21 protein-coding genes and 2 pseudogenes are annotated in these 24,174 nt (G+C 42.7%); 15 read left to right on the top strand and 8 right to left on the bottom strand.

The annotated features are described in order from the left end of the window. The first annotated feature begins 171 nt into the window (after positions 1–171). Positions 172–504, top strand: a complete 333-nt coding sequence (aciT, locus tag FTT85_RS10210; protein WP_078190616.1) for an AciT family ciprofloxacin tolerance protein — start codon at positions 172–174, stop codon at positions 502–504. Between the two features lie 156 nt (positions 505–660). Further along, positions 661–1,140, top strand: a complete 480-nt coding sequence (locus FTT85_RS10215; RefSeq protein WP_078190615.1) for an SCP2 sterol-binding domain-containing protein — start codon at positions 661–663, stop codon at positions 1,138–1,140. An 80-nt stretch (positions 1,141–1,220) separates the two neighbouring features. Here FTT85_RS10215 and dtd read toward each other — a convergent pair whose 3' ends face one another. Continuing rightward, entirely contained in the window at positions 1,221–1,661 is a 441-nt protein-coding gene (dtd, locus tag FTT85_RS10220) for a D-aminoacyl-tRNA deacylase (RefSeq protein WP_180183481.1), read from the bottom strand. 229 nt (positions 1,662–1,890) lie between these two features. On the opposite strand from dtd, the pseudogene FTT85_RS10225 reads away from it, so the two are divergent. From FTT85_RS10225 to asd, 5 genes and pseudogenes are all read left to right on the top strand, one after another. Continuing rightward, a pseudogene (locus tag FTT85_RS10225) lies at positions 1,891–3,407 on the top strand (catalase). A 181-nt stretch (positions 3,408–3,588) separates the two neighbouring features. Beyond that, entirely contained in the window at positions 3,589–4,089 is a 501-nt protein-coding gene (locus tag FTT85_RS10230; RefSeq protein WP_078193253.1) for an ankyrin repeat domain-containing protein, read from the top strand. A gap of 146 nt (positions 4,090–4,235) precedes the next feature. After that, positions 4,236–5,444 carry a nicotinate phosphoribosyltransferase gene (pncB, locus tag FTT85_RS10235; RefSeq protein ID WP_180042294.1) on the top strand — a complete coding sequence of 403 codons (1,209 nt, stop codon included), beginning with the start codon at positions 4,236–4,238 and terminating at the stop codon, positions 5,442–5,444. Positions 5,445–5,597: 153 nt separating this feature from the next. After that, entirely contained in the window at positions 5,598–6,446 is an 849-nt protein-coding gene (locus FTT85_RS10240; RefSeq protein ID WP_180008663.1) for a sulfurtransferase, read from the top strand. Then, complete coding sequence (asd, locus tag FTT85_RS10245; RefSeq protein WP_180173998.1) at positions 6,443–7,294, top strand: archaetidylserine decarboxylase; 852 nt, start codon at positions 6,443–6,445, stop codon at positions 7,292–7,294. The genes FTT85_RS10240 and asd overlap by 4 nt, the downstream gene beginning before the upstream one ends. Before the next feature lie 145 nt (positions 7,295–7,439). Here asd and FTT85_RS10250 read toward each other — a convergent pair whose 3' ends face one another. Together FTT85_RS10250 and argS are read right to left on the bottom strand one after the other, a co-directional pair. Beyond that, the gene (locus FTT85_RS10250) at positions 7,440–8,039 is read right to left on the bottom strand and encodes an SPOR domain-containing protein (protein ID WP_180183482.1); all 600 of its coding nucleotides are present in this window, start codon (positions 8,037–8,039) and stop codon (positions 7,440–7,442) included. A gap of 244 nt (positions 8,040–8,283) precedes the next feature. Then, positions 8,284–10,074: an arginine--tRNA ligase gene (argS, locus tag FTT85_RS10255; protein WP_180183483.1), complete on the bottom strand. Its 1,791-nt coding sequence runs from the start codon at positions 10,072–10,074 to the stop codon at positions 8,284–8,286. Positions 10,075–10,251: 177 nt separating this feature from the next. Here argS and FTT85_RS10260 point away from each other — a divergent pair, with 177 nt between their 5' ends. After that, on the top strand, positions 10,252–10,539 hold the full coding sequence (locus tag FTT85_RS10260) for a DUF2798 domain-containing protein (protein WP_372491143.1): 288 nt from the start codon (positions 10,252–10,254) through the stop codon (positions 10,537–10,539). 60 nt (positions 10,540–10,599) lie between these two features. On the opposite strand, the gene FTT85_RS10265 is transcribed toward FTT85_RS10260, so the two are convergent. The 4 genes from FTT85_RS10265 to FTT85_RS10280 form a co-directional block, all read right to left on the bottom strand. Beyond that, on the bottom strand, positions 10,600–11,193 hold the full coding sequence (locus FTT85_RS10265) for a hypothetical protein (RefSeq protein ID WP_180183484.1): 594 nt from the start codon (positions 11,191–11,193) through the stop codon (positions 10,600–10,602). 106 nt (positions 11,194–11,299) lie between these two features. Continuing rightward, positions 11,300–12,610, bottom strand: coding sequence for a DUF445 domain-containing protein (locus FTT85_RS10270; protein ID WP_180049705.1), 1,311 nt, complete (start codon positions 12,608–12,610; stop codon positions 11,300–11,302). Positions 12,611–12,636: 26 nt separating this feature from the next. Continuing rightward, positions 12,637–13,194 (bottom strand): hypothetical protein, encoded by a 558-nt coding sequence (locus FTT85_RS10275; protein ID WP_180041416.1) that lies wholly within the window; start codon positions 13,192–13,194, stop codon positions 12,637–12,639. A 59-nt stretch (positions 13,195–13,253) separates the two neighbouring features. Then, on the bottom strand, positions 13,254–13,793 hold the full coding sequence (locus FTT85_RS10280) for a DUF924 family protein (protein ID WP_180183485.1): 540 nt from the start codon (positions 13,791–13,793) through the stop codon (positions 13,254–13,256). Between the two features lie 210 nt (positions 13,794–14,003). Here FTT85_RS10280 and gshA point away from each other — a divergent pair, with 210 nt between their 5' ends. Together gshA and FTT85_RS10290 are read left to right on the top strand one after the other, a co-directional pair. Further along, positions 14,004–15,581 carry a glutamate--cysteine ligase gene (gene gshA / locus FTT85_RS10285; protein ID WP_180183486.1) on the top strand — a complete coding sequence of 526 codons (1,578 nt, stop codon included), beginning with the start codon at positions 14,004–14,006 and terminating at the stop codon, positions 15,579–15,581. A gap of 21 nt (positions 15,582–15,602) precedes the next feature. Further along, entirely contained in the window at positions 15,603–16,130 is a 528-nt protein-coding gene (locus tag FTT85_RS10290; RefSeq protein WP_180066490.1) for a disulfide bond formation protein B, read from the top strand. A gap of 68 nt (positions 16,131–16,198) precedes the next feature. Here FTT85_RS10290 and FTT85_RS10295 read toward each other — a convergent pair whose 3' ends face one another. Next, positions 16,199–17,530, bottom strand: a complete 1,332-nt coding sequence (locus tag FTT85_RS10295) for an alpha/beta hydrolase (RefSeq protein WP_180110689.1) — start codon at positions 17,528–17,530, stop codon at positions 16,199–16,201. 243 nt (positions 17,531–17,773) lie between these two features. Here FTT85_RS10295 and FTT85_RS10300 point away from each other — a divergent pair, with 243 nt between their 5' ends. The 5 genes and pseudogenes from FTT85_RS10300 to FTT85_RS10320 form a co-directional block, all read left to right on the top strand. Then, complete coding sequence (locus FTT85_RS10300) at positions 17,774–18,373, top strand: YqiA/YcfP family alpha/beta fold hydrolase (protein WP_180183488.1); 600 nt, start codon at positions 17,774–17,776, stop codon at positions 18,371–18,373. A gap of 187 nt (positions 18,374–18,560) precedes the next feature. Then, positions 18,561–20,441 carry a DNA topoisomerase IV subunit B gene (gene parE / locus FTT85_RS10305; protein ID WP_180183487.1) on the top strand — a complete coding sequence of 627 codons (1,881 nt, stop codon included), beginning with the start codon at positions 18,561–18,563 and terminating at the stop codon, positions 20,439–20,441. 374 nt (positions 20,442–20,815) lie between these two features. Beyond that, positions 20,816–22,102 (top strand): urea ABC transporter substrate-binding protein, encoded by a 1,287-nt coding sequence (gene urtA / locus FTT85_RS10310; RefSeq protein WP_180078537.1) that lies wholly within the window; start codon positions 20,816–20,818, stop codon positions 22,100–22,102. Between the two features lie 96 nt (positions 22,103–22,198). Beyond that, the gene (gene urtB, locus FTT85_RS10315) at positions 22,199–23,833 is read left to right on the top strand and encodes an urea ABC transporter permease subunit UrtB (RefSeq protein WP_180049713.1); all 1,635 of its coding nucleotides are present in this window, start codon (positions 22,199–22,201) and stop codon (positions 23,831–23,833) included. A 4-nt stretch (positions 23,834–23,837) separates the two neighbouring features. Beyond that, a pseudogene (locus FTT85_RS10320) lies at positions 23,838–24,053 on the top strand (urea ABC transporter permease subunit UrtC); the annotation flags it as partial. Positions 24,054–24,174: the final 121 nt, after the last annotated feature.

Below are 24,174 nucleotides of genomic sequence, written 5' to 3' on the forward strand. Positions count from 1 at the left end.
GACAAGGTGTGTCGCATGGACAAAAAACGAGACTTTTTTTATGCAAAAAACTCAGCATAATGCTTGCAAGAGATTGAGATCGACCAAATCTATTTACTGAAGATACAGTAGTGAGACGGCTCAGCATCCTGTAAGACAAGAGATGTCAGCTGTCAAATGACGGAGGTTTTTATGTTAACAGCGAATTTAGCAACAATCGTTGGCCTGAGCTTGGTATCGGCGGCTGTGATTGCTGTTTTCTTCTCGCCTTATCGTCGCTGGTTAAGTTTTATGCTGGCGGGGATGCTGGTGTGGGGACTCATTGAAGTGATTCGATTTGGCACACAAACCATGTTTGAATTATCAGTGACTTATAGTTATTTAACGGCATTAATGGCCGCAATGGTGGTATTCACTTTAGTATTGTTACGTGAAGACCGCCGTGCAGAGCGTGCGATGGCAAAGCGCCAATGTATAGAGCACACGCCTGTATATGATGAAGAACAGCAATGTTCGAGCCGATAAGTGCCAGAACAAAATTTCAATGAAAATGCGCCTGAGGGCGCATTTTTTTATGAACGTATTAGTCCGATTTGAGATACAAAGCCTTACTTCTCAAAAGCCAAGTTATGGTAGGATGAAGCCAGTCAATTTTCCAACAATTACAATAGGCTTTAAGTCATGAAACTATCATCAATTCCTGTCGTAAAACTACCTTTAGTTGATGTCAGTACGGATCCACTTGATTTACTCGTGGCAGGTTTAGCGCTTCGTATGAAACAGCTTGCACGTACTAGCCCTAAATTCATTGAATTGGTTCATGAACGTCAATTCCGTATTCAAATCGGCACGGATTTAGGTGTTGCACGTCAAATTATTGTAAATAACGGACAGATTGATACTGTTTCAGGCGATGCTGAAAAAGCAGACTTTATTTTGCAATTTGCGGACAGCGAACAGGGTGTAAAAACCTTGATGAAAGGTGACCCAACTGCATTTATGACGGGTATGCAAAATGGCAGTATTAAAATGGAAGGTGATTTTGGTCTACTGGTCTGGTTTAACCAAGTGGCGAAGTTAATTCCACCTAAACTTCCAAAACCGGTTAAAGAAAAAATTAAAATCGCACGTGCGTTTATTAAAGAAAAAACAGGTAAGTAAGATTTACGCCTTGTTTTCACTCCTTTAGCGGGAGGATTTAAAAAAGCCCTCTTTTGAGGGCTTTTTTAATGCTTCAGTGGTTATTCAACTTCTAAATTAAAGGTCACTGGACCGTCATTGACCAAATGCACTTTCATGTCGGCGGCAAAGATGCCTGTCTGCACATGATCATATTGGCGCTTGGTGTAATCGACCAGCTGTTCATACAGTGCTTTGGCATCGTTTGGCGGCATGGCAGGGCCAAAATCAGGGCGCAGGCCTTTTTGCGTTTGTGCCATCAGAGTAAATTGAGACACCAAGAGGATACCACCGCCAGCTTGACTGACATTCCAGCCCATCTTGCCTTGTTCATCATCAAAAAAACGGTATTTCAAGATCTTATCGATCAGTTTTTTGCCCTTTTCTAAATCGTCAGCTTTACCAAGTCCTAAAAACACTAAAATACCGTGATTGATTTCACCCGTGATCTCACCATCGACCACCACTTTGGCTTCCAAAACACGTTGTAACAAGGCCCGCATAAATTCTTCCGAGTAGAAAATTGAACATAGGGCAGGGATTGTAGCAAAGACAGCATTCTTTCGAAGCGATGTTTAGAAAATTTTGGGCTCAAACATTTGAAAATGAAATGTATATTTTTTATAAATCTAATAATGCGATTGAATTTATGAAAATAATCTGTTTTATCTATTTATTAAATATCAGTATCTTTGCGGGGCAGGAAAGGTATTTAACAGAGATATTAAGACGATGTTTAAGCGTTCTTTATTGGTTGCGATGTTAGCAACAGCAACAGCGGCGACTCAAGCAGCGCCATTAACTAAAGACAATGGTGCACCAGTAGGCGATAACCAAAACTCGATTACTGCGGGTCCAAATGGTTCAGTTCTACTTCAAGACGTACAATCGGTTCAAAAATTACAACGTTTGGTCGTGAGCGTATTCCTGAGCGTGTGGTACATGCCCGTGGTACAGGTGCTTATGGTGAATTCGTTGCAACTAAAGATTTATCTGATCTAACCATTGCTTCATTGTTCAAAGCAGGTACCAAGACTCCAGTTTTCTTACGTTTCTCGACTGTAATTCACGGTAAAGGTTCTCTAGAAACTTTACGTGACCCGCACGGTTTTGCGATTAAGTTCTATACACAAGAAGGCAACTGGGACTTAGTGGGTAACCAAACTCCAGTGTTCTTCATCCGTGATGCGATCAAATTCCCAGACTTCATCCATGCCATGAAGCCTAGCCCAATCAACAACGTTCAAGACGCAAACCGCGTATTTGATTTCTTGTCTAGCCAGCCATGGGCAACCAACATGTTGACTTATGTGTATGGTAACCAAGGCGTGCCTACCAGCTACCGCGAACAAGACGGCTTTGGTGTGCATGCATACAAGCTTTATAACGACAAAGGCGAATACAAATACGTTAAATTCAACTTCCGCTCTAAACAAGGTGTGAAAGGTCTGAACGTTAAAGAAGCTGCTGAGCAACAAGGTAAAGATTTCAACCACTTGACTAACGATCTTTATAACAACATCAATGCTGGTAAATTCCCGAAATGGGATCTTTATATCCAAGTGTTAGATCCTAAAGATCTCAACAGCTTTGATTTTGATCCGCTAGATCCAACTAAAATCTGGCCAACGAACTTAGTTCCAGAAACTAAAGTGGGTACATTGACGCTGAACCGTATGCCGAAAAACTTCTTCCAGGAAACGGAACAAGTGGCATTGGCTCCAGGTAACTTAGTCCCAGGTATCGAGCCATCAGAAGATCGTCTGCTGCAAGGCCGTATCTTTTCTTACTCAGATACACAAATGTACCGTTTAGGTGCGAACCACCAACAAATTCCAGTCAACCGTCCATTAGTTGCTGTAAACAAAAACAATCAAGATGGTTACATGAATGTTGGCGGTACTTCATCAAATGTGAACTACGAGCCAAGCCGTATTGAGCCAAAACCAGCGACTGCGAAAGCGCGTGCGGTTGAAACACCGCTTTCTGGCACAGTTCAGCAAAAAGGCGTGAAAGAGCAAAACTTCAAGCAGGCGGGTGAGCTTTATCGTTCATACTCTGCGAAAGAGAAAGAAAACTTAATCATGAACTTGGCTGCTGACCTTGGCAACGTGAAAGATTCAGAAACGAAACACATTATGTTGTCTTACTTCTATAAAGCAGATGCAGACTACGGTACACGTATGACTAAAGCAGTAAACGGTAATCTTGCAACTGTAAAAGCTAAAGCAGCACAACTGAAAGACTAATTTCGATCAGTCTGAAGGATTGGTAACTAGGGTCTAGAACGTTACCTCAAAAAAGTCCTATGAAGCTCCATACCTTTCCTGCACCCTAGGGGGAGTTTCATAGGCACTCCTTAAATATTCATTTTTATGAAATGAATCATTTCTAATTCAATTCTACATTCGTTTTCTGTTGGAGTTCATCATGAAAGTTATGCAGCATTTGACTTTAGCCAGTCTTCTTGCGTTTGGTTCCGCATTCGCAAACGTGGCAATCGCGGAAGATATCTCCCCCGCTAAAGCAACTGCAAGCGATCAGATGACCTCACAACAGGAATTGATCGCAATTTTCTTTGCTGCAGCCAAAACTGGCAATGAAGAAGTCATCAATGAATTTCTTAAGCACGGTTTTCCGGTCGATGTGCGCAATGCTTCGGGTTTTACACCACTGATGATGGCAACCTATTATGGTCATCAAAATATTGTGACTCGTTTGCTAGAACAAGGTGCAGACCGCTGCGCACGTGACAATAAAGGCAACACCGCATTGATGGGTGCCATGTTTAAATTAGAATGGGCGATTGCAAAGCAATTACGCCAAGTGGATTGCGATGCAAATGCCAAAAAAATGGGGCAAAAGACTGCAGAACAGTTTGCGCGTGAATTTGGTCAAGAAGAAAAATATCGACAGTTACTCAAAAAATAGTGAGCTTGATCGCGCTCAGCTTCAGCAAAAAAATTGAAAAAAGTCGATGAATCGCGGTGATTTATAAGTTATTCCACTAAATCAATCGGCTTTTTATCAATAAAGTATGCTTTAATGCAAAGAGTTGATAAAAACTGAAAGTCTTTATGTCTCCAATCATCCAATCCTTATTAGACACAGATCTGTATAAATTCACCATGCTTCAGGTGGTGTTACACAAATTTCCGCAAACCCATAGTGTGTATCACTTTCGTTGCCGTAACTTGGATGATACAGCCTATCCACTGGTTGAAATTTTGGATGATTTAAACATGCAGCTCGACATGCTTTGTCAGTTGAAGTTTAAAGATGATGAATTGCAGTATTTACGCAGTTTACGTTTTATTAAAAGCGATTTTGTTGATTATCTTGAATTATTTCAGCTTAAACGCCGTTTTATTAAAGCGGGTATTGATGATGAAGGTCGACTCGACATTTGGGTAGAAGGCCCAATGGTTCAAGCGATGATGTTTGAAATCTTTGTTTTAGCCATCGTCAATGAATTATATTTCCAACGTATTCGTACACCCGAAGTTTTAGCCGAAGGTGAGCGCCGTTTGCAACATAAGATTGCCTTGCTGAAGCAGTATGAAGCACGGCAAAATCCAAATGATCCACCATTCTTGGTCTCTGATTTTGGCACGCGTCGTCGTTATAGTTATGCATGGCAAAAGCATGTAATTGAAGAATTAAATCAGGCTTCACCGTATATTTTCCGCGGTACAAGTAATGTTCTGATTGCCAAAGACTTGAACATTACTCCAATTGGTACGATGGCGCATGAGTTCCTACAAGCATTCCAAGCGCTTGATGTTCGTCTACGTAACTTCCAGAAGTCTGCGCTAGAAACATGGGTGCAGGAATACCGCGGTGACTTAGGAATAGCCTTAACAGACGTTGTCGGTATGGATGCGTTCCTACGTGACTTCGATTTGTACTTTGCCAAACTATTCGACGGTTTACGTCATGACAGTGGCGACCCGTATGAATGGGGCGATAAAGCCTATGCACATTACAAAAAGCTTAAAGTCGATAGCAAAAGTAAAATGCTGACCTTTAGTGATGGTCTAAATATCGAAAAAGCGTGGGATTTGCATAATTACTTCAAAGACCGTTTCCAAGTGAGTTTTGGTATTGGCACCAACTTGACCAATGATATGGGACAAACTGCGCTGAATATCGTACTGAAACTGGTTGAATGTAATGGTCAATCTGTGGCAAAAATTTCAGATAGTCCGGGTAAAACCATGACAGATAATGATACTTTCTTAGCGTATCTACGTCAGGTGTTTGACATCTCTGAAGTTAGCGCTTAAACACAGCATTAGATAAAACTAAAAAAGCCGAATCAATGATTCGGCTTTTTTATATCTAAAATATTGCTAAAGGAATGCAAAAATTCAGAATAATAGTGAAAATGACTTATGCTAAGATCGAATTTAATCGCACAAAATACAACACGAACAACGATGACAGCATCTACACTGAATTTTGGTCTGCTGATTGAAGCGGAAGAATTGGTTCCACATCTTGGTAATGAAAAACTACGGATCGTCGATTTGAGTCGTCGTTCGGTTTATGACCAATTGCATATTCCACATGCACTGCATGTGCAGCCGAAACTGTTAGTGCGCCAAGAAGAACAAGCGATGGGGCTTTTACCTGACCAAGCCGGTTTAGAACAGCTCATCAGCTATCTGAATATCAGTCCAGAACACCATGTAGTAGTGTATGACGATGAAGGTGGGGCATGGGCTGGTCGACTGATTTGGAACTTACATTGCCTCGGTTTTGAAAATACCAGTCTCCTCAATGGTGGCATCCATGCTTGGCTTGGGGCAGGCTTACCGACCTCGTCTGAAATTGAGCAATTTGAACCCGTGAGCCCATTGGTTGAAGTAAGTGCAGAGGCGCGTGCTCAGTATCAAACAGATTATGATGAGCTATTGGCTCGTGTGCAGCAGGAGCAAATCCAAGTATGGGACTGCCGTACCGAAGATGAATATACAGGCCTACGTTTGGCTGCGCGACGCGGCGGTCACATTCCGGGGGCACGACATTTCGAATGGAGTACTGCCCTTAACCGGGAAAATCATTTAAAATTGCATCCTTTAGAACGCACACAACAACGCTTAGAACAATTGGGGTTCAATTTAAACGAACCTGTGGTGGTATATTGTCAGTCCCATCATCGGTCGGGCCTAGCTTATATACTGGGACGTTTACTCGGTTGGAATATTCGAGCTTATGATGGTGCGTGGAGCGAGTGGGGCAACCGACTCGATAGTCCTGTGATCACCGGAGAGTTGCCGTCTTGAGCCTTACATCTCAGTTAAAAAAACAAATTTTTATTCAAGCTCAGCGTGTTGTTCCGCAGCACAAATTATCACGTATCGTGGGTAAATTGGCTGCGAGTGAAAACCCTGTGGTGAAAAATGCTGTGATTACCGCATTTAAAGCGCAGTATGGCATCGACATGTCGATTGCTGAGCAAAGTAATGCCCTGAAATTTAAATCATTCAATGAATTTTTCACTCGTTCTTTAAAAGAAGGCGTACGTGTAGTTGATGCAAATGCCAACAGTGTTGTTTCACCCGCAGATGGTGTAATTTCTCAACTGGGTAAAATTGAAAATGGTGATGTATTTCAGGCCAAAGGGCAGAAGTTCACTGTTGAAAACCTGATTGCCGATCCACAATTGGCTGAGCCGTTTAAAAATGGTCAGTTTGCTACGGTTTATTTGTCTCCAAAAGACTACCACCGTGTACATATGCCATTTGCAGGGACATTGACAGAAACTTTGTATGTACCGGGTGAATTATTCTCTGTAAACCAAACCACTGCTGAAAATATTCCGGGTTTATTCGCTCGTAATGAACGCATGGTCTGCTTATTTGATACAGAAGTTGGTCGTATGGCGGTTGTATTGGTGGGTGCAATGATCGTGGCAGGTATTGAAACCGTGGCTACAGGTAAAGTTAAACCGACAGGGCGTTTGGAACTGAATCAACACGATTTATTCTTAGAAAAAGGTGCAGAATTGGGCCGTTTCTATTTAGGTTCAACAGCGGTTGTGTTGTTTGAAGAAAACAAAATGCAATGGGATGCGACCTTTAAAGCCAACTCGACTGTGGTGATGGGCGAAGCTTTAGGGCATACCATTTAATGAATTCCCTGTCCCTTTAGGAGAGGGTTAGGGAGAGGTTTTTGAGCTAAGCTGATGTATTCAAAAAAGAATCCCTTCTAACCTCCCTTTATTAAAGGAATGAATAAAAAAAAGCGCCATCAGGCGCTTTTTTTAATTGCAAAATTTAGCGTTTTACGACAATCGAGTCGATACTGCTATGACGTAAAGTTTGCTGTGCAATCACAGCAGCTTCTTGTGAATCATAGGGGCCAGACACGACGCGATACCAAACTTTGCCATTTTCATTACTTTGGATCACATCGGCAGATAAGCCATTTAAAATAATTTCTGCACGACGGGCATCGGCTTGGTCAGGGTCATCATAGCTACGCACTTGCAAAATATAGCTTGCAGGGGCAGGTGTTGTTTCTGTGGCTTCAATACCCGGCTCAGTCGGTATAGTGGTATCCGTTTCAGGTGCTTCAACGATCACCACGGTTTCTTTGGTATCTGTTTCAGGCACAGCTTGATCTGGAATCGGGGTGACTTGTTGCTGAGGCAACAGATCATAAAAACGGTAATCTTTATTGGTTTCTTCTTGGTAGTGTTCAGAGGTAATTTGACCTTTCGGTTTTACCGGCTCCCATGGTTTCCATAACATCAAGGCCACCAAGAAACTCAACACGATTAAAATGATCACAAGTGTACCTAACCATGCAGGAATCAATGGTTTTTTAGGCTGATTCGGCCGCTCTGATATACCGCGTTGCGTTTTTCCAAACACGAGGAAACCTCTTTAATTGTAATTGTTACGAACCTAGTAGGAACTGACCCAAAACCAAGTTCTGATTATTATATATTACATGACTGTCATGCTGTTTATGTTTAATTTTCACAATTTCAACATCTTCAAGTTTTCATTAAAAGATGACTGAATATCCATGAAAATACAGGCTCATAAAGAGCCTGTATAGGCGTCAATGTATATGGTCATACATGGACGGATTCTAACGTATGCTAAGAATTGCTTACATTGATTCAGGCGCACTCACACCCAATAATTCAAGACCATTGCGTAAAACTTGCTGTACATTTACAGACAGTAATAAGCGCGCTTGAGTCAGTTCTGCATCATCACCCAAGACTTTATTTTCGTTGTACCAACCATGGAACAACGCCGCCAACTCTTTCAAGTAGTTACCCACTTGGTGTGGTTCATAGCTGTTTGCTGCACGAACCACAATTTCAGGGTAAGCCGCAAGTTTAGCAAGAACTTCAGTTTCAGCTTCTAACTCAAGTTTAGCTGCAAATTGACGTGCAGCTTCAGCAGAGAATTGAACGTCTGTCGCAGCCGCTTTTTCAAGCATACGGCAGATACGTGCGTGTGCGTATTGGATGTAGTACACCGCATTGTCTTTACTTTGAGACACAGCAAGGTCTAAGTCGAAGTCAATGTGTTGTTCTGATTTACGCATGACATAGTAGAAACGAGCAGCATCGTTGCCTACTTCTTTACGTAAGTCGCGTAAAGTCACGAATTGACCTGAACGAGATGACATTTGAACCATCTCGCCGCCACGCCATAGGCTCACAAATTGAACCAAAAGTACGGTCAATTTTTTAGAATCATAGCCAAGCGCATCAATCGCTGCTTTCACACGTGCGATATAACCGTGGTGGTCTGAACCCCAGATATCAACGATATCGGTATAGCCGCGTTGTAGTTTATTTAAGTGATAAGCAATGTCGGATGCGAAGTATGTAGTTTGACCATTACGACGTTTCACAACACGGTCTTTTTCATCACCAAAATCAGTTGATTTGAACCAGATGTTGCCATCTTTTTCGTATAAGAAACCACGTTGATCGAGCATTTGTAATGCTTCATCAATTTTTTCAGTCAAGGTTGCTTCGCTGAACCATTGATTGAAAGTCACGCCAAATTCACCGAGGTCATCTTTAATGTCATCAAGAATGGCTTTCAGCGCAGCTTGATGGAACACACGGTAACCCGCAGCCAAATGGTTTTGTGAATTATGAATTAGGCCATCAATGTGTTTTTCTTTATCACCTGAAACAACGACTTTATTGCCTTCGCTATCGAGTTCAGCAGCATATTGCACATCTTCAGGAACATCTTTGTAGATGTCGGCAACAGGGCGTACATAAGCATCGTCATCTTTGTCGATAATGCTTTGAGCGATTTCTTTAACGTAGTCGCCTTGATATGCATTTTTAGGGAAGACCAGTTGTTGACCGGTCAATTCTAAATAACGCAAGTAAGTCGATGTCGCCAAGATATCCATTTGACGACCAGCATCGTTGACATAGTATTCACGGTCAACTTTGGCACCTGTTGCTTCAAGAAGATTGGCAACGGTCATACCGTAAGCTGCGCCACGACCATGACCCACGTGTAGGCTAGACGTTGGGTTGGCTGAAACGAATTCCACTTGAACACGTTTTTCAGCATTGGCCTGAGTGCGACCGAATTGATCTTTCTGAGCTTGAATTTGGTCTAAGACAGCAAAACGTTGGTCAGCATTTAAAAAGAAGTTAATAAAGCCAGGACCTGCAATTTCTGCTTTGCTGATATCTGCGACTTCTGGAAGATTTGCCAGAATTTTTTCGGCTAAATCACGCGGCTTCATACCTGCAGCTTTAGAGGCAATCATGGCAATGTTTGACGCAAAGTCACCGTGGCTTCGGTCTTTGGTTCGGGTCAAATTGCTAGTATTGTTCCAGTCAGTTGGGAGTACACCTTCAGCTTGAAGGGATTGCACTGCATGATCGAGCGCTGCTTGTATTGCCGTATTCATAATCAGTCGAAAAATAAATGTCGCAGAAAAACGGTAAATATAGCAAATTTCAGGCTCTTTAGGTGAACCCATTTGTTGCGAATAAAAAATATTCGATAAAAGTGAAGCATTGCTTATATCGAAGTAAAACGATATAAGTGGTTTAGCGATTCAGGATCACTGCTCGAGTATATGGACATGTCACAACCCACTCCTAAAATTTTTGGCAATGTGCCGAAGTTAGCTGCACGTTGGGCGCTGATTATCGTGCCGTTTATTTTGTCCTGTCTCATGAGCGGCATTATTTCGTTTATTAATATGCTCAGAAATTTAGGTTGGTTTGAGGGTTTTCTTACCCTATGGCTGCATAATTGGATGATTTCTTGGGCAATTGCTTTTCCCATTGTGCTGATTTTATTGCCGTTTGTTCGAAAATTTACAGGCCTGTTGGTCGATATGTCTGGGCCGCAGCCACCTGCAAAATAAGCCTGCATGTAAGTCACAGCTGAGTCAAACGGTGACTTACTGCATTTCGCCCCCGAATATTTATAGGCTATCGCGACAACTTACGGCTTTAGAAAGTAACTCGGCTTTGTTGTTTTGGAAGGTATAGAGTTTTGAGGAATTAAACACTTTGATGACTTTGGCTTGAGCGATAGTGGTTTTAAAGCTTTGGAACTTTTGCTGATGGGCTGTCTCAAACGGATTTCCAAAGTTTTTATTGTCGAGCAGAATTTGAATTTGCCCCACATTTGTATCATGTGCTTTTAGGATCTCTTGGCCATCTGCATTGCTTATACTGAAAGTAGGGCGCTGAGTGCTGATTTTGCAATTCAATTTGAGGCTCAAGGTGAAATTGTCTGCCGATTTATTTTTGAGGGTAGATGTGCCTTGTTGATCATTTTCAATATAGACCCACTGATTTTTCGGCATATTGGTCAGCAGAGTTTCTAACTGTTGTTGGGTACTTTTGCTGATATCGACCGTGCCTTTTTTATCGATTTCAGGGGCTTTTTCTTTACCGAGCATGCCCATCACTTTGTTGCTGACTGTACTGCTGGTTTTGGAAATGGTCTGGCAAGCGCTTAAGCTACTGATAATCAGAATGAAAGGTAGGGTATAGATGGCAGGTAAATGCATAGATTTTATTGTTCTATTAAATTTTCAGATCGACAAAGTTTAACGGTTCTACGCATAAAGCTCAAACCTGCGGCCAATCTCCTTTGAGGAGGACTGCTGCAGGCGGCTAAAGCAGCCATTCTACACAGGCACGAATAATCCCTAGTGCGAGGCCAATAAAACCACCGACCACGACACCATTGACTCGAATCATATGCAAGTCGCCACCGACTTCGTTTTCGATCTTATCGATCATTTCACGTGAGTCCCATTCATGTATACGTTCACTGATAAACCGAATGACTTTTTCGCTGTATTGATCAGAGAGATTGATGGCAATATCACTCATTTTTTCATTCAACAATTGGCGTACAGCGACGTTAGAGACAATATTTTCGCCCACTTGTTGAATGGCGACGCGTAGGTTTTGTGCAATCCCAGAGTCGGGTTTTTCTAAATCAGAACGAATCGCGTCGCATAAAATCACCACTGCACCACTGATAAAATTCAACATTTGTGGACTATCGAGCATGGCATCTTTGGTACTGTTCAGGCGTTGGCTGGCTACACTTTGATTGTCTGCCAACTCATGCATGAGTTGCTGTGCCATTTCTTCAATTTTTCGACGCCACGGATGTTCATGGTCGGCAAGCATCGACTCGACACGACTGACCAGTGAATCAATGGTGCGTTGTTGTACATCAATGCCGATCCAGCTGGCGCCTTTAGCTAACTTCCATACCCCAAGTTCTTTAAACAACTGGCGTGAAAGGTCGCGGGTTTGTTCTGGATGCTGTGTGACCCAATCATGGGCTAAATCGAGCCCGCGCTGTAACACATCTTGATGGAAGTCATTTTCTAAAACTGCCCGTAGCATTTCACTGGCAAGATGGTTGACTTGCGTATTGCGTACCCATTGCACGCTGTTATTTTGGATAAATTGTCCAATTTGTTCCTGACCGACAAATTCGAAAATTTTCGGTACCGTTTGCTGAATGACTTGGGTCACTTGCGCATTATTGTGCGGATTGGCCAACCATTTCCCGACGGCAAGAGAGAGATCCGTCTCCGCTAAGCTTTTTTCAACCACTTGTGGTGAAAGAAAATTCTCCTGAACAAAGCGGCCCATTGACTCGGCAATGCGTGCTTTATTACGAGGAATAATTTCTGTGTGGTCACGTAAAAATTTAGGAATCGGAATCCGACCAAAGGGATTGCGAAATAAAACGGTTATCGCATACCAGTCTGCCAAACCACCAACCACTCCAGCTTCTGCTGAAAGCATTAAAATATGAATGAGCCAGACGTATTCGGGCAGCAATTTAGCTGCAATCATCAATGCAATCCACGCCAGCACCGCCACCACCAAAGCAATGGTGGCGAAGCGTTTACTGCGTTGCAGACTAGGTGAAACAGCAGGCTGTTCAGTTGGGTTCATCAATGATCGGGTCTCTATGGGTTGACTTATTTGGTGGTAGGCTCAGCGGCTACAGGCAAAGGATTTCCTTGGCTGTCTAAACCATATTTAGCCCCGAGTGATTGCAAAATCAAGCGAGCATCAAAGGCATCCTGAGGGGCTTTGGCACGATCTTTATAGCAAGTAATACTGTAGGAAACTTGAGTTGGATCGAGTGTGACCACCTGTGGAACGTCATAAAACGGGCCTGGCCAAAAACCAGGATGGCGACGGTAATAGCCATATGGATAAGGCATTGGGTCTGGGTAAATCACCGCTTGGCGCGGCGGTTTTTGACTCCGATTACTCGGGTCATCCATGACTTTAAAATATTGAAAGCCATTGTGTAGGGTGGTTTGAGCGGCTTTAACCAAGGTGATTTCTTCGGCAGTACCATAGCTCATATTGGGTCTAGCTTGAAAGCTAATACGATAGCTTTGCGCATTTAATGGTGTCGCAGAATATTGACCGAGTTGTTCAAAGGTCAAAGGTTTTGATGGGGTTGTGGCACAGCCAGTCAAACCGAGTGCTGCGGTTATGGCTGCTGCGATAATGAGTTTGTTCATGCGCATACTCCTGTTTAGTCGGTTCATGGCAAGGGGAGATACTGGCCAAAAGCCGTCAATTAAAAGCTAGAATTGGGCTGGGTTAAAAATTCCAATTCCTCTGCTGTGGATGTTCTGCCCAATACCGCATTGCGATGAGGGTAACGTCCAAATCGATCGATAATCACTTTATGCTTTTTTTCAAATTCTAAGTTGATCGGATTGCCCAGTTGCTCAAATAATTTTAACGCGCTTTGATGGATTTTTGTCGATTCGCTATGCATAAAGGGCATATATAAAAATGAGCGCTGTTCAGGGCTTAATTGTAGATCTAAACCCTGCGCGATGGCTTCTTGTGCAAGCGCCAAAGCCAGTGCATCTTGGGCAAAAGCCAAGCCAGAATCACGGAATAAATTTCTAGAAAATTGATCTAAAACAATAATTTCAGCCAAACGACCTTTAGCAGTCGTACGCCATTGCCATAGTTCTGCTTGACTGGCTGCAAGATGGATGTCTTTAAACTTTTTTTTGATTAAAACATCAAAATTATTGCTTTTAGCGAACCAATTGGGCTGATTTTCTGGGTTAAACCAAAATTCGAGAATATCTTGATAATTCATAAGTTTTAAGCATTATTAGCATATATTTGTTTATAAAATCACAAATTTCAAATGTCATATAGAGTAAGTTTGTGATAAAAAATTGCCAAAATAAAATCACGGTTTGTCTCAAAACTATACAGTGGGTCATTTGCCCACTTCAAATCGCGTTATACTGATATAAACTGATGATTTTATTTTAGTAGTTTCTTCCATTTAAGCGAGATAGCAATGAGTCAACCCGAATCGACCTCTCAAGACATTTTACCGACTTGGGTAGATTCTTCGCTGATTAAAGGAATATTGCGCGGTATTGAGCGTGAAAGCTTGCGTATGCAAAGCAACGGTTTCTTGTCTCAGGCCGACCATCCCCAAGCTTTGGGTGCGGCTTTGACTCATCCGCATATTACGACAGACTATTCTGAAGCTTTAATGGAATTTATCACGCCACCAAAAGAAACCATTACAGAGGCGTTGAACTATCTGCAAGATATTCATGCTGTTGCGCATACGCATTTAGAACATGGTGAAAAACTTTGGCCGTTGTCGATGCCATGCATGTTGGATAAAGACGAAGACAGTATTCGTTTAGCGCAATATGGCAGCTCGAATATAGGACGTTTTAAAACCTTGTACCGTCGTGGTTTAGGGGTGCGTTATGGTCGCCGGATGCAGACCATTTCAGGGGTGCATTATAATTTATCCTTCCCAGATCATTTCTTTGAAGCACTGCAACAACACGAAACTGACGACGCCCTCAAGGCATTGAGCTTACAGGATTATCGCAGTCATCGTTATTTCGGCCTGATCCGTAATTTTATTCGTTTAACGCCATTGGTGATGTTTTTGGTTGGGGCGAGCCCGTCGGTGTGTAAATGTTTTATGACTGGACGTGAACATCAGCTGTTACCACTCTTAAAAGGCACGTTATTTTTACCTTATGCAACGGCGCTGCGTATGGGAAATTTTGGCTATCAAAATTCAGCACAAAAACAGTTAGGGATTCACTACAACGACATTCAGGCGTATTTGGAAGGTTTGCAAAAAGCGGTCCATACCCCGTATGCCGCATTTAGTCATTTAGGTTTAAATGATGAACAGGGTGAACCGATTCAAATTAATGACCATGTGTTGCAAATTGAAAATGAATACTACAGTTTGGTTCGTCCGAAACAAGTGCCACAGGATGGTGAAACACCGTCTGAAGCCCTGCAAAATCGTGGCGTAGGTTATGTTGAATTACGCGCGGTAGACGTCAATCCTTATAGCCCGATTGGGATCAATGAAGACACGGCAGGCTTGCTCGAAGTGGTGGCTTTATACTGTTTATTGCAAGACAGCCCAGCATTGTTAGATGCCGAACAAAATGAAATTGAGAAAAATCAGGCGGAAGTGGTGAACCGTGGTCGTGCGCCAAATGCGGTGATTTTACAGCAAGGTCAGGCGATTCCAATTGAAACATGGTGTCGTACACATGTTGTTGCGATGCAACCGTTGGCTGAATTGCTGGATGATTCTTACAATACAGATATTTACACTCAGGCAATGGCTGTGATGCAATCACGCATCGATGAAGTCGATGAAACATTGTCGGCACGTATGATTAGCGATACTTTAGAACAAGGTGGAACTTGGGGCTTTGGTAGCTTTATGGCCTTACAACATGCTGAAGTGTATGAGCAGCATGTTTTGAGCCCTGAAACTGCAGCATATTTTACACAAGCTGCTGAGCAGTCTTTAGAAAAACAGGCTCAACTTGAGCAAGACTGCACCTTGAGTTTTGAAGAATATTTGAAAAACTTTAGATAAAAAATTTTAAGAGGATTTACCATGAAATGGAGTTTCCGCTTCGTGAGTGGTTTGTTGTTTTTAGCCAGCGTGATCGGTATGTCTTTTGCGCTGTTTTTAGAACATGTACAAGGCTTAGAACCTTGTCCGTTGTGCGTATTCCAACGTATTGGTTTGATTGGACTCGGCATCATTTCATTGATTGCGTTGATTCACAATCCAGCATCGAATTGGGGTAAACGCATTTACGCATTGTTGGGGACACTGTCGATTTTATGGTCTGCTGGGGTGGCTGCGCGTCATATTTGGCTGCAAAATTTACCGCCAGACAAAGTACCGAGCTGTGGCCCGGGACTAGATTATTGGGTAGAAACGCTGCCCTTAAAATCAGTCTTTGAACAAGTACTGACCGGCTCTGGTGAGTGTGCCAAAGTAGATTGGACGTTCTTGGGACAATCATTACCGGTTTGGTCATTGGTGTTTTTTACGGTCTTAACTTTGCTCAGTCTTTGGCAGTTATTACGTAAATACCCAAGCAAACCAGTGCCACGTTTACGTGATAAATTTTAATTCAATGATATATAAAAAAGCCCTCAGTTGAGGGCTTTTTTTATGAGTCTGAATGGGGGAAGTTTACCTTAGGTTAGGGCAATGCCTTCCACACTTTCCAAGTCCATCATAAATTCATAGATATGATCACAAGCTTTATCGTCATTGTTTGGATAGAACCAATGCACGATTTGCTCAGCCACTTGCGGATGATGCTGAATTTCAAAATGGTTCAGGCCATAAAAAATCGCTTTATGTGAATCTGGAACTTTCAGTTGATACCGTGCATTTGGATGTTCCCCCAACGCACTTTTCACACTGACCAAGTAATCTCCAATCACATGTCGCGTTTTATTGCGACGATGTTCATATTCAATGGTCCCTGCCACGAGGTAGGTATTGATATGTGATGGAATCGGGGCAGGTTTACGGTTGTCATCCATGAGCCCAATGCGGACATCATTATGTTCCCAATCGTCATCACGCACGCTGCCATAGCGCAAATCTAAAATGCCGTTACTACGAATATTCACCACGTGCCCCACGATTTTGACCAAGGGGAAACGCCCCAATTGATCTTGCAGATGAAATCCGACACGTTCAAGCACAGCACCATGATGTGGTGAGCCCAAGCAGACTAGATTTTCGACTTGATGAATCCATTGATACATATTTTGTTTGCCATAAAAAATGGCACTACGGGAGACTAAGCCCCCCATACTATGACCAATTAAGTCGATACTGGTAATACCGGGGTTGCGACGGACCAAATCCTCTAATGTATTGGCAAGGCTGCGGCCATTGGTCGAAATACGACGACCCGTGTTGTAATTTAAATACAGCATGGTGTTGTGGTCACGTTGTGACAGTAATTTTTCACCAATGCCGCCATATTTGGCTGTCGACCATGACAGATGATTCATGCAGAGCCCATGAATCAACAGGGTAATACGACCGGTTAATTCGCCTTTTTGTACCGCACCATAATGGTCGTAAACCACCATGGGTAAGGCCATCGGGTTGTGATATTTCAGTAAATAGTCGCCCAAGACCCCATTCAGCGCGCCCACTAAAAAATGTAAAGACGGGGTGAGGGGTTTGTCGTGTAAGCGTGGGAATTTTTCAATAATGCTACGCAGCGTTGGTGCAAGTAAATAATTGCCATAGTTGAAAAAGGTGTTGTAAGAAAATTCATAAATCCGTGCAATGGTCGGCTGCTTATGAAAGGCTTTCGAGCCTTGTTCGCTCATTCCAAAAATACTGATTAAAATTTCACGTTGAATGTTTTTGATCAAGTCATGCACGACATCACTAAAACGCATTGTCACGAGCTGTGCCAAACCTTCCAGTACATCTGCTTGACTGGGCGGCGTGCGGTCCCATTTACAATAGGTTTCATGCAATGGTGTTAAGCTAGGCATAATGTTCCTATCCTTACATTCAATGCTATTCCTCGATTGTATTTATTACTGGAATAGCCTGAAGTTTCATTGTTTATTTTATAAAATTCTCACGAACAGCTTTTACAATACCGATAACAGACCTGTCGGTGAATGCCTTTTGTCTGACAATTTTACTAAAAATTCAAATTTAGAAAATGTGACGCAGTTAGCACTTATATGCCACTTTTAAAGCAATTTAAAGATCAATTTGGAATCAAAATGATGAATATTGTGTATTTGCATGGTTTTCAAAGTAACTCAAATTCAGTGAAAGGACAGATATTGCGGCGCTATTGCGCAGACTTAAATGGTCTGCATGTGCATTTGCCAGATTTGAATATGCCACCGCTACAGGTGATGCAGCAGATGTCAGAGCTGATTGAAGGTTTGGATGATGTGGTTTTGGTGGGCAGCAGTTTAGGTGGTTTTTATGCGACGCAGTTGATGGCACGGCATCATATTCCTGCAGTGCTCATCAATCCTGCGGTCTATCCATGGCAATTATTTCGTGATTTATTTGGCGAGACGGCATTACCCTATCAGGTGACTGAAACGTGGTGCTTGGATGATGCACAGCTCAATCAAATGCAGGCTTTGGCGGTATCTAAGGTTGAGAACGCAGATCAACTGTTGGTCTTGCTCCAACAAGGCGATGAAACCTTGGATTATCGAGATGCCGCTGGTTTTTATAGTGCGGCTCAAGCCGGCATGGCCATGTTGATCACTGAGGTGGGTGGAACACATGGCATGGATGATTTTGCAGAAAAAATACCGATGCTCTTGCAGTTTTTGTCCGATGCTGTCAAAAATATGCCTAAATAAAATGATCCAATACAAATGCTGACCAGCTAGATCTAACATACAAATAATGGGCAGTTACGACATCATTTGACGTTTAAATTGTTTAAGAAAATGGCGGCTGATCGCAAGAGATATGCATTTTAATAAAAAAGCATATACTGTAGCGCTTAAAGAAATGTTTTAACCAAAAAGCAGGGAATTTTGCAACGTGACGCAATATACGGCTCAATCACTTGAAGTTTTATCTGGCCTAGATCCGGTACGTCGTCGTCCGGGGATGTATACAGACACTACACGACCAAACCATTTGGCGCAGGAAGTGATAGATAACGCCGTCGATGAAGCGCTTGCAGGACATGCCAACAAAATTACTGTGACAGTGTATAAAGATGGCTCATTGTCAGTTGAAGATAATGGTCGTGGGATGCCTGTTGATATTCATCCTGAGTATGGTCAAAGCGGGATTGAAATTATTCTGACCAAATTACATGCCGGTGGTAAGTTCAGTACCGATAACTACCAATTCTCAGGTGGTTTACACGGTGTGGGTATTTCGGTGGTGAACGCGCTGTCAGATCGTGTTGAAGTGGAAGTTCAGCGTCAAGGCAATCTATATAAAATGGCCTTTGAACATGGCGTTCCTGTGGCACCGCTTGAGGTGTTGGAAGGTAAATGCGCTAAACGTGCAACGGGTACTACCGTGCATTTTTGGCCTGAAGCCAAATATTTTGATTCGCCTAAATTTGCGCTGAAAGCCTTAAAACACAACTTAAAAGCCAAGGCTGTTTTGGCGGCAGGCTTGCAGATTATTTATATCGATCAAATCAACAACGAAAAGATCGAATGGCAATTTGAAAATGGTCTAGTCGACTATTTGATGGATGAGCTACAAGACCGTGACATCGTTCCTGTTCCTGCATTTGTTGCGACTGGTGAAGCTGAACGTGCTAGTGCTGAATTTGCCATTTGCTGGAACGTTGAAGGCGGCGAACAGATTCAAGAAAGTTATGTCAATTTGATTCCAACTGCGCAAGGCGGTACACATGTCAACGGTTTACGTTCGGGTGTGACAGATGCGATTCGTGAGTTCTGTGAATTACGTAACTTGTTGCCGCGTAATATGAAGCTGTCTGCCGAAGATGTGTGGGATGGCGTCAACTTTATTCTGTCTTTAAAATTCCAAGAGCCACAATTTTCGGGTCAAACTAAAGAACGACTTTCAAGCCGTGAAGCCTCTAGTGTAGTGTTAAATATTGCCAAAGATGCCTTTGCACTGTGGCTGAATCAAAACTCCGATATTGCTATGCAACTGGCAGAAATGGTGATTGCCAAGGCCGGTCGCCGTTTAAAAGCTGCGAAAAAAGTTGAACGTAAAAAAATCGTTTCAGGTCCAGCTTTACCAGGTAAATTGGCTGACTGTGTGGGGCATACCCTCGAAGAATCAGAACTGTTTATTGTGGAAGGGGATTCTGCAGGTGGTTCTGCAAAGCAAGCACGTGATAAGAACTTCCAAGCGATCATGCCGATCCGCGGTAAGATTTTAAATACTTGGGAAGTGTCTTCAGACGAAGTTTTGGCATCGCAAGAAGTACACGATATTGCGATTGCCATTGGCGTTGATCCGGGTAGTGATGACTTATCTGAATTACGTTATGGCAAAATTTGTATTTTGGCCGATGCCGATTCAGACGGTCTACATATTGCGACGTTGCTTTGTGCTTTGTTCGTTAAACACTTCCCAACTTTGGTGGAAGAAGGGCATTTGTTTGTGGCAATGCCACCACTGTTCCGTATTGATGATAATAAAGACGTTCATTACGCGCTGGATGAGGAAGAATTAAATAGCATTTTGAAAAAATGCAAAACCAAAAATCCACAAATTACTCGATTCAAAGGTTTGGGTGAGATGAACGCGAGTCAGTTGCGTGAAACGACTATGGATCCCAATACACGTCGTTTAGTGCAACTGGACTTGGATGACGTACAGTTTACTTCAGGTTTACTCGACAAATTATTGGCGAAAAAACGCTCTTCAGACCGTAAGCATTGGTTGGAACAGAAGGGTAATTTGGCCGATTTGGCGGTTTAAAAGTGCAATAAGAAAAAAACCACGCAAGTGGTTTTTTTTTGCTTCAAATGTAGGAAAAGCTGCATGATTTGTGTGCTAAAACACCGTATTTTTTGAAAAACGTCGCAAAATTGTTCAATTATAGGTCAAATGTTGGATACAAGTTTGTATGCATCTTTGCGGTGATTTTACGGTATTTGGATCGAACCATAAAAAATCACAAGCAAAGTTTTTTGTTATAACTATATGAAAAATAATATTTAAAAATAAATAAAAGCACTCAATCAAAATAAAAAATAAGGCTTGGCACAGTTATTGAATTGCTCTGTTGTGATGAAAGACAACAAATGCATTTTAAAAATGTGACTTACAAGCTTAGGTTGGGAGTGTGAATAATGTTTCAACGCAATGTATTTGCTAAAAGTATTTTAGCGGCAACGATGACTGGGGCGATTGCTTTAACGGGGTGTTCAAAACCTGCAGAAGAAAAAACAGAAAGCGCTGCATCTGAACCAAAAGCCGCTGCAGCAAGTGGTGACACCATTAAAGTTGGGATCTTACATTCGCTGTCAGGCACGATGGCGATCTCAGAAACTTCTCTAAAAGATACGGCCTTGATGGCGATTAATGAAATTAATGCCAATGGCGGGGTATTGGGCAAAAAACTAGAACCTGTGGTGGTGGATCCGGCATCGGACTGGCCACTATTTGCGGAAAAAACCCGTCAGTTGATTACCCAAGACAAAGTAGCCGTGATTTTTGGTTGCTGGACGTCGGTATCTCGTAAGTCGGTTTTACCCGTGGTTGAAGAATTAAATGGCTTATTGTTCTACCCTGTTCAGTATGAAGGTCAGGAACAGTCTAAAAATATTTTCTACACAGGTGCAGCACCGAATCAGCAAGCGATTCCTGCTGTTGAATATCTGATGAGTGAAGAGGGTGGTAAGGCAGAACGCTTTGTACTATTGGGCACAGACTATGTTTACCCACGTACCACCAACAAAATCTTACGTGCATTTTTGAAGTCGAAAGGCATTGCCGATGCAGACATCATGGAAGAATATACCCCATTTGGTCATAGCAACTATCAAACCATTGTGGGCAATGTGAAGAAGTTTGCGGCAGGGAAAAAGACTGCTGTGATCTCGACCATTAACGGCGATTCAAATGTGCCGTTCTATCGTGAATTGGGCAACCAAGGCATCAAAGCTGCGGATATTCCAGTGATGGCGTTCTCTGTAGGTGAAGAGGAATTACGCGGTATCGACACCAAGCCGCTGGTCGGACACTTGGCATCGTGGAACTACTTCATGTCAGTGAAAAATCCAGTGAATACTGAATTCACCAATAAAATGAAGCAGTATGCCGTGGAATACAAACTGCCAAATGCCGATAAATTTGTGACCAATGACCCGATGGAGGCTACCTATGTCGGCATCAATATGTGGAAACAAGCGGTAGAAAAAGCAGGAAGCACAGATGTCGATAAAGTGCGTGAGGCTATGGCCGGCCAAGAATTTAAAGCGCCATCGGGCTATACCTTGCAAATGGATGCGTCGAACCATCATTTGCATAAACCAGTCATGATTGGTCAGATCCGTGCCGATGGTCAGTTTGATGTGGTACACAAAACGGCAAAAACCATTGCTGCAGAGCCATGGAGCCCGTACATCCCTAAATAATTCAATCCAAATGCCTGCTGCCATTGTGTAGTGGGCATGTTTTGATGTGATCCCTAGATGGGGTTTGTTCTATTACTCAATAGGGATGCTTATAAGATGAAAAAATTACGCAATTTCCCGATCCTGTTTCTATTCCTGAGCCAATTATTCTGTCTGCAAATCGTGCATGCAGAAACAGCAGCAGATGTGGCACCTACGGTGCAATCTGTGCAGCAAGGTGACGCCATTCAGCAATTTGTTCGTGGTAGTTTTACCGAGCGACGTAGTTTACTGAATCAATGGCCGGGCGATATTGAATCCTTAGATCAGTTGGCCGCATTGGTCGAAAAAGACCAGTTATATAGTGGTCAAAGCGGTCAAACCTATATTTTAGAAACTGACGAAAAATTATTGAGCTATCCAGATTTGCAAACCGTGACGGATTGGCCTGCCGATTTATCTCAAGTCACCTTGGTGAATACCCTTCGTAAAGCCTTAACGTTTGCGCAAGCGAAAGAAAAGCTTCAATCGGATGATTTAAACCAGCGTTTAGATGCAATTGATATTTTAGAAAATAACTTGGCTGAGTTGGATGTTAAAAATATTAATCAATTGTATTTAAATGAAAAAAATAACAAAGTTAAAGCCCGTTTAGCGCAGCTCAAAGCACGCTTGGACTATCAAAATCCCGATGTTTTACAAAAAATACAGGCGGCCAAAGTGCTGCAAGATTCTAACCGTCCTGATGTGTTGGCGATGGTGGAACAGGAATTACAACAAGCCAATCTGCATCCTGAGTTAAAAGCCGCACTGACAGAAGCCAAGAGCAATATTAAAACTCGTATTCAGGCCAGTGAATGGACTGGACATGTCTTTTCAGGTCTCAGCACGGCCAGTATTTTACTACTGGCGGCGTTGGGCTTAGCCATTACGTATGGTCTGCTAGGCGTGATTAACATGGCGCATGGTGAACTGATCATGATCGGGGCCTATACCACTTATGTGGTGCAAAGCCTGTTTAAGAGTTATCTCAGTAGCTATGTCGATTGGTACTTGATTGCCGCGATTCCTGCTGCATTTATTGTAAGTGCTTTGATCGGCATGTTGATTGAACGTACTGTTATTCGTCCCTTGTATGGCCGTCAATTGGAAACACTATTAGCCACCTTTGGTGTGAGCTTAATTTTAATGCAAGTGGTGCGCATGGTTTTTGGTGCGCAGAACGTTGAGGTGTCGAATATTTCATGGCTGTCAGGGGGCATTGCTGTGACACCGAGTCTGATGCTGCCTTATAACCGTATTGCCATTATTGGCTTTACCGTTGCGGTACTCCTATTACTGGTTTACTTGCTGAATAAAACCCGCTTTGGTTTATTTGTTCGTGCCGTGACGCAAAACCGTCAAATGGCACAGGCCGTAGGTATCCGTTCTAGCCGCATTGACATGATGGCTTTTGGTTTAGGTTCGGGGCTTGCAGGTCTAGCAGGCTGTGCCTTAGCACAAGTCGGCAATGTCGGTCCTGACCTAGGGCAAAACTATATTATCGATGCGTTCTTGGTGGTTGTGGTTGGCGGTGTTGGCCAAGTATGGGGCGCAGTATTGGCGGCTTTAGGTCTAGGTGTCAGTGGCACAGTGCTGGAAATCGGCATGGGTGCAGTCTTAGCGAAAATTATTCTACTGGTTCTTGTGATTTTGTTTATTCAAAAACGTCCACAAGGTTTGTTTGCCATCAAAGGCCGTTTTGTGGAGTAAGCGCATGAAAATCACTTCGTTATTATCAGATAAACCCTATAGTGGTATGGCGATTGCCGTGTGCTTTGCCATTTTGCTGATTTTGCCTTGGCTACATGTATTGCCAGCCGATTCAGCACTGCATTTATCAGCGTATTGGGTCACGCTCATTGGCAAGATTATGTGTCTCGCCTTGGTGGCATTGGCCTTAGATTTGGTTTGGGGCTATGCCGGCATTCTCTGTACACGACAAATTTCACAGAACCCTTATCCTATCAGGATTCTGCTTTCTTAAAATTGCCAAAATTTCCTTAAACTCTTCTTTTTTCCCAAAACCAATTAAACGCTGAATCGCCATTTGA

The organism is Acinetobacter sp. YH01020, from assembly GCF_013420275.1.
Lineage (GTDB): Bacteria > Pseudomonadota > Gammaproteobacteria > Pseudomonadales > Moraxellaceae > Acinetobacter > Acinetobacter amyesii.

Coding starts and splice junctions, on each gene's coding strand:
- gshA (WP_180183486.1), top strand. CDS start 14,004: ATGAGTCAACCCGAATCGACCTCTCAAGACATTTTACCGACTTGGGTA.
- urtA (WP_180078537.1), top strand. CDS start 20,816: ATGTTTCAACGCAATGTATTTGCTAAAAGTATTTTAGCGGCAACGATG.
- FTT85_RS10240 (WP_180008663.1), top strand. CDS start 5,598: ATGACAGCATCTACACTGAATTTTGGTCTGCTGATTGAAGCGGAAGAA.
- argS (WP_180183483.1), bottom strand. CDS start 10,074: ATGAATACGGCAATACAAGCAGCGCTCGATCATGCAGTGCAATCCCTT.
- urtB (WP_180049713.1), top strand. CDS start 22,199: ATGAAAAAATTACGCAATTTCCCGATCCTGTTTCTATTCCTGAGCCAA.
- FTT85_RS10215 (WP_078190615.1), top strand. CDS start 661: ATGAAACTATCATCAATTCCTGTCGTAAAACTACCTTTAGTTGATGTC.
- FTT85_RS10280 (WP_180183485.1), bottom strand. CDS start 13,793: ATGAATTATCAAGATATTCTCGAATTTTGGTTTAACCCAGAAAATCAG.
- FTT85_RS10290 (WP_180066490.1), top strand. CDS start 15,603: ATGAAATGGAGTTTCCGCTTCGTGAGTGGTTTGTTGTTTTTAGCCAGC.
- FTT85_RS10300 (WP_180183488.1), top strand. CDS start 17,774: ATGAATATTGTGTATTTGCATGGTTTTCAAAGTAACTCAAATTCAGTG.
- FTT85_RS10260 (WP_372491143.1), top strand. CDS start 10,252: ATGTCACAACCCACTCCTAAAATTTTTGGCAATGTGCCGAAGTTAGCT.
- pncB (WP_180042294.1), top strand. CDS start 4,236: ATGTCTCCAATCATCCAATCCTTATTAGACACAGATCTGTATAAATTC.
- aciT (WP_078190616.1), top strand. CDS start 172: ATGTTAACAGCGAATTTAGCAACAATCGTTGGCCTGAGCTTGGTATCG.
- dtd (WP_180183481.1), bottom strand. CDS start 1,661: ATGCGGGCCTTGTTACAACGTGTTTTGGAAGCCAAAGTGGTGGTCGAT.
- FTT85_RS10230 (WP_078193253.1), top strand. CDS start 3,589: ATGAAAGTTATGCAGCATTTGACTTTAGCCAGTCTTCTTGCGTTTGGT.
- FTT85_RS10295 (WP_180110689.1), bottom strand. CDS start 17,530: ATGCCTAGCTTAACACCATTGCATGAAACCTATTGTAAATGGGACCGC.
- FTT85_RS10275 (WP_180041416.1), bottom strand. CDS start 13,194: ATGAACAAACTCATTATCGCAGCAGCCATAACCGCAGCACTCGGTTTG.
- FTT85_RS10270 (WP_180049705.1), bottom strand. CDS start 12,610: ATGAACCCAACTGAACAGCCTGCTGTTTCACCTAGTCTGCAACGCAGT.
- FTT85_RS10265 (WP_180183484.1), bottom strand. CDS start 11,193: ATGCATTTACCTGCCATCTATACCCTACCTTTCATTCTGATTATCAGT.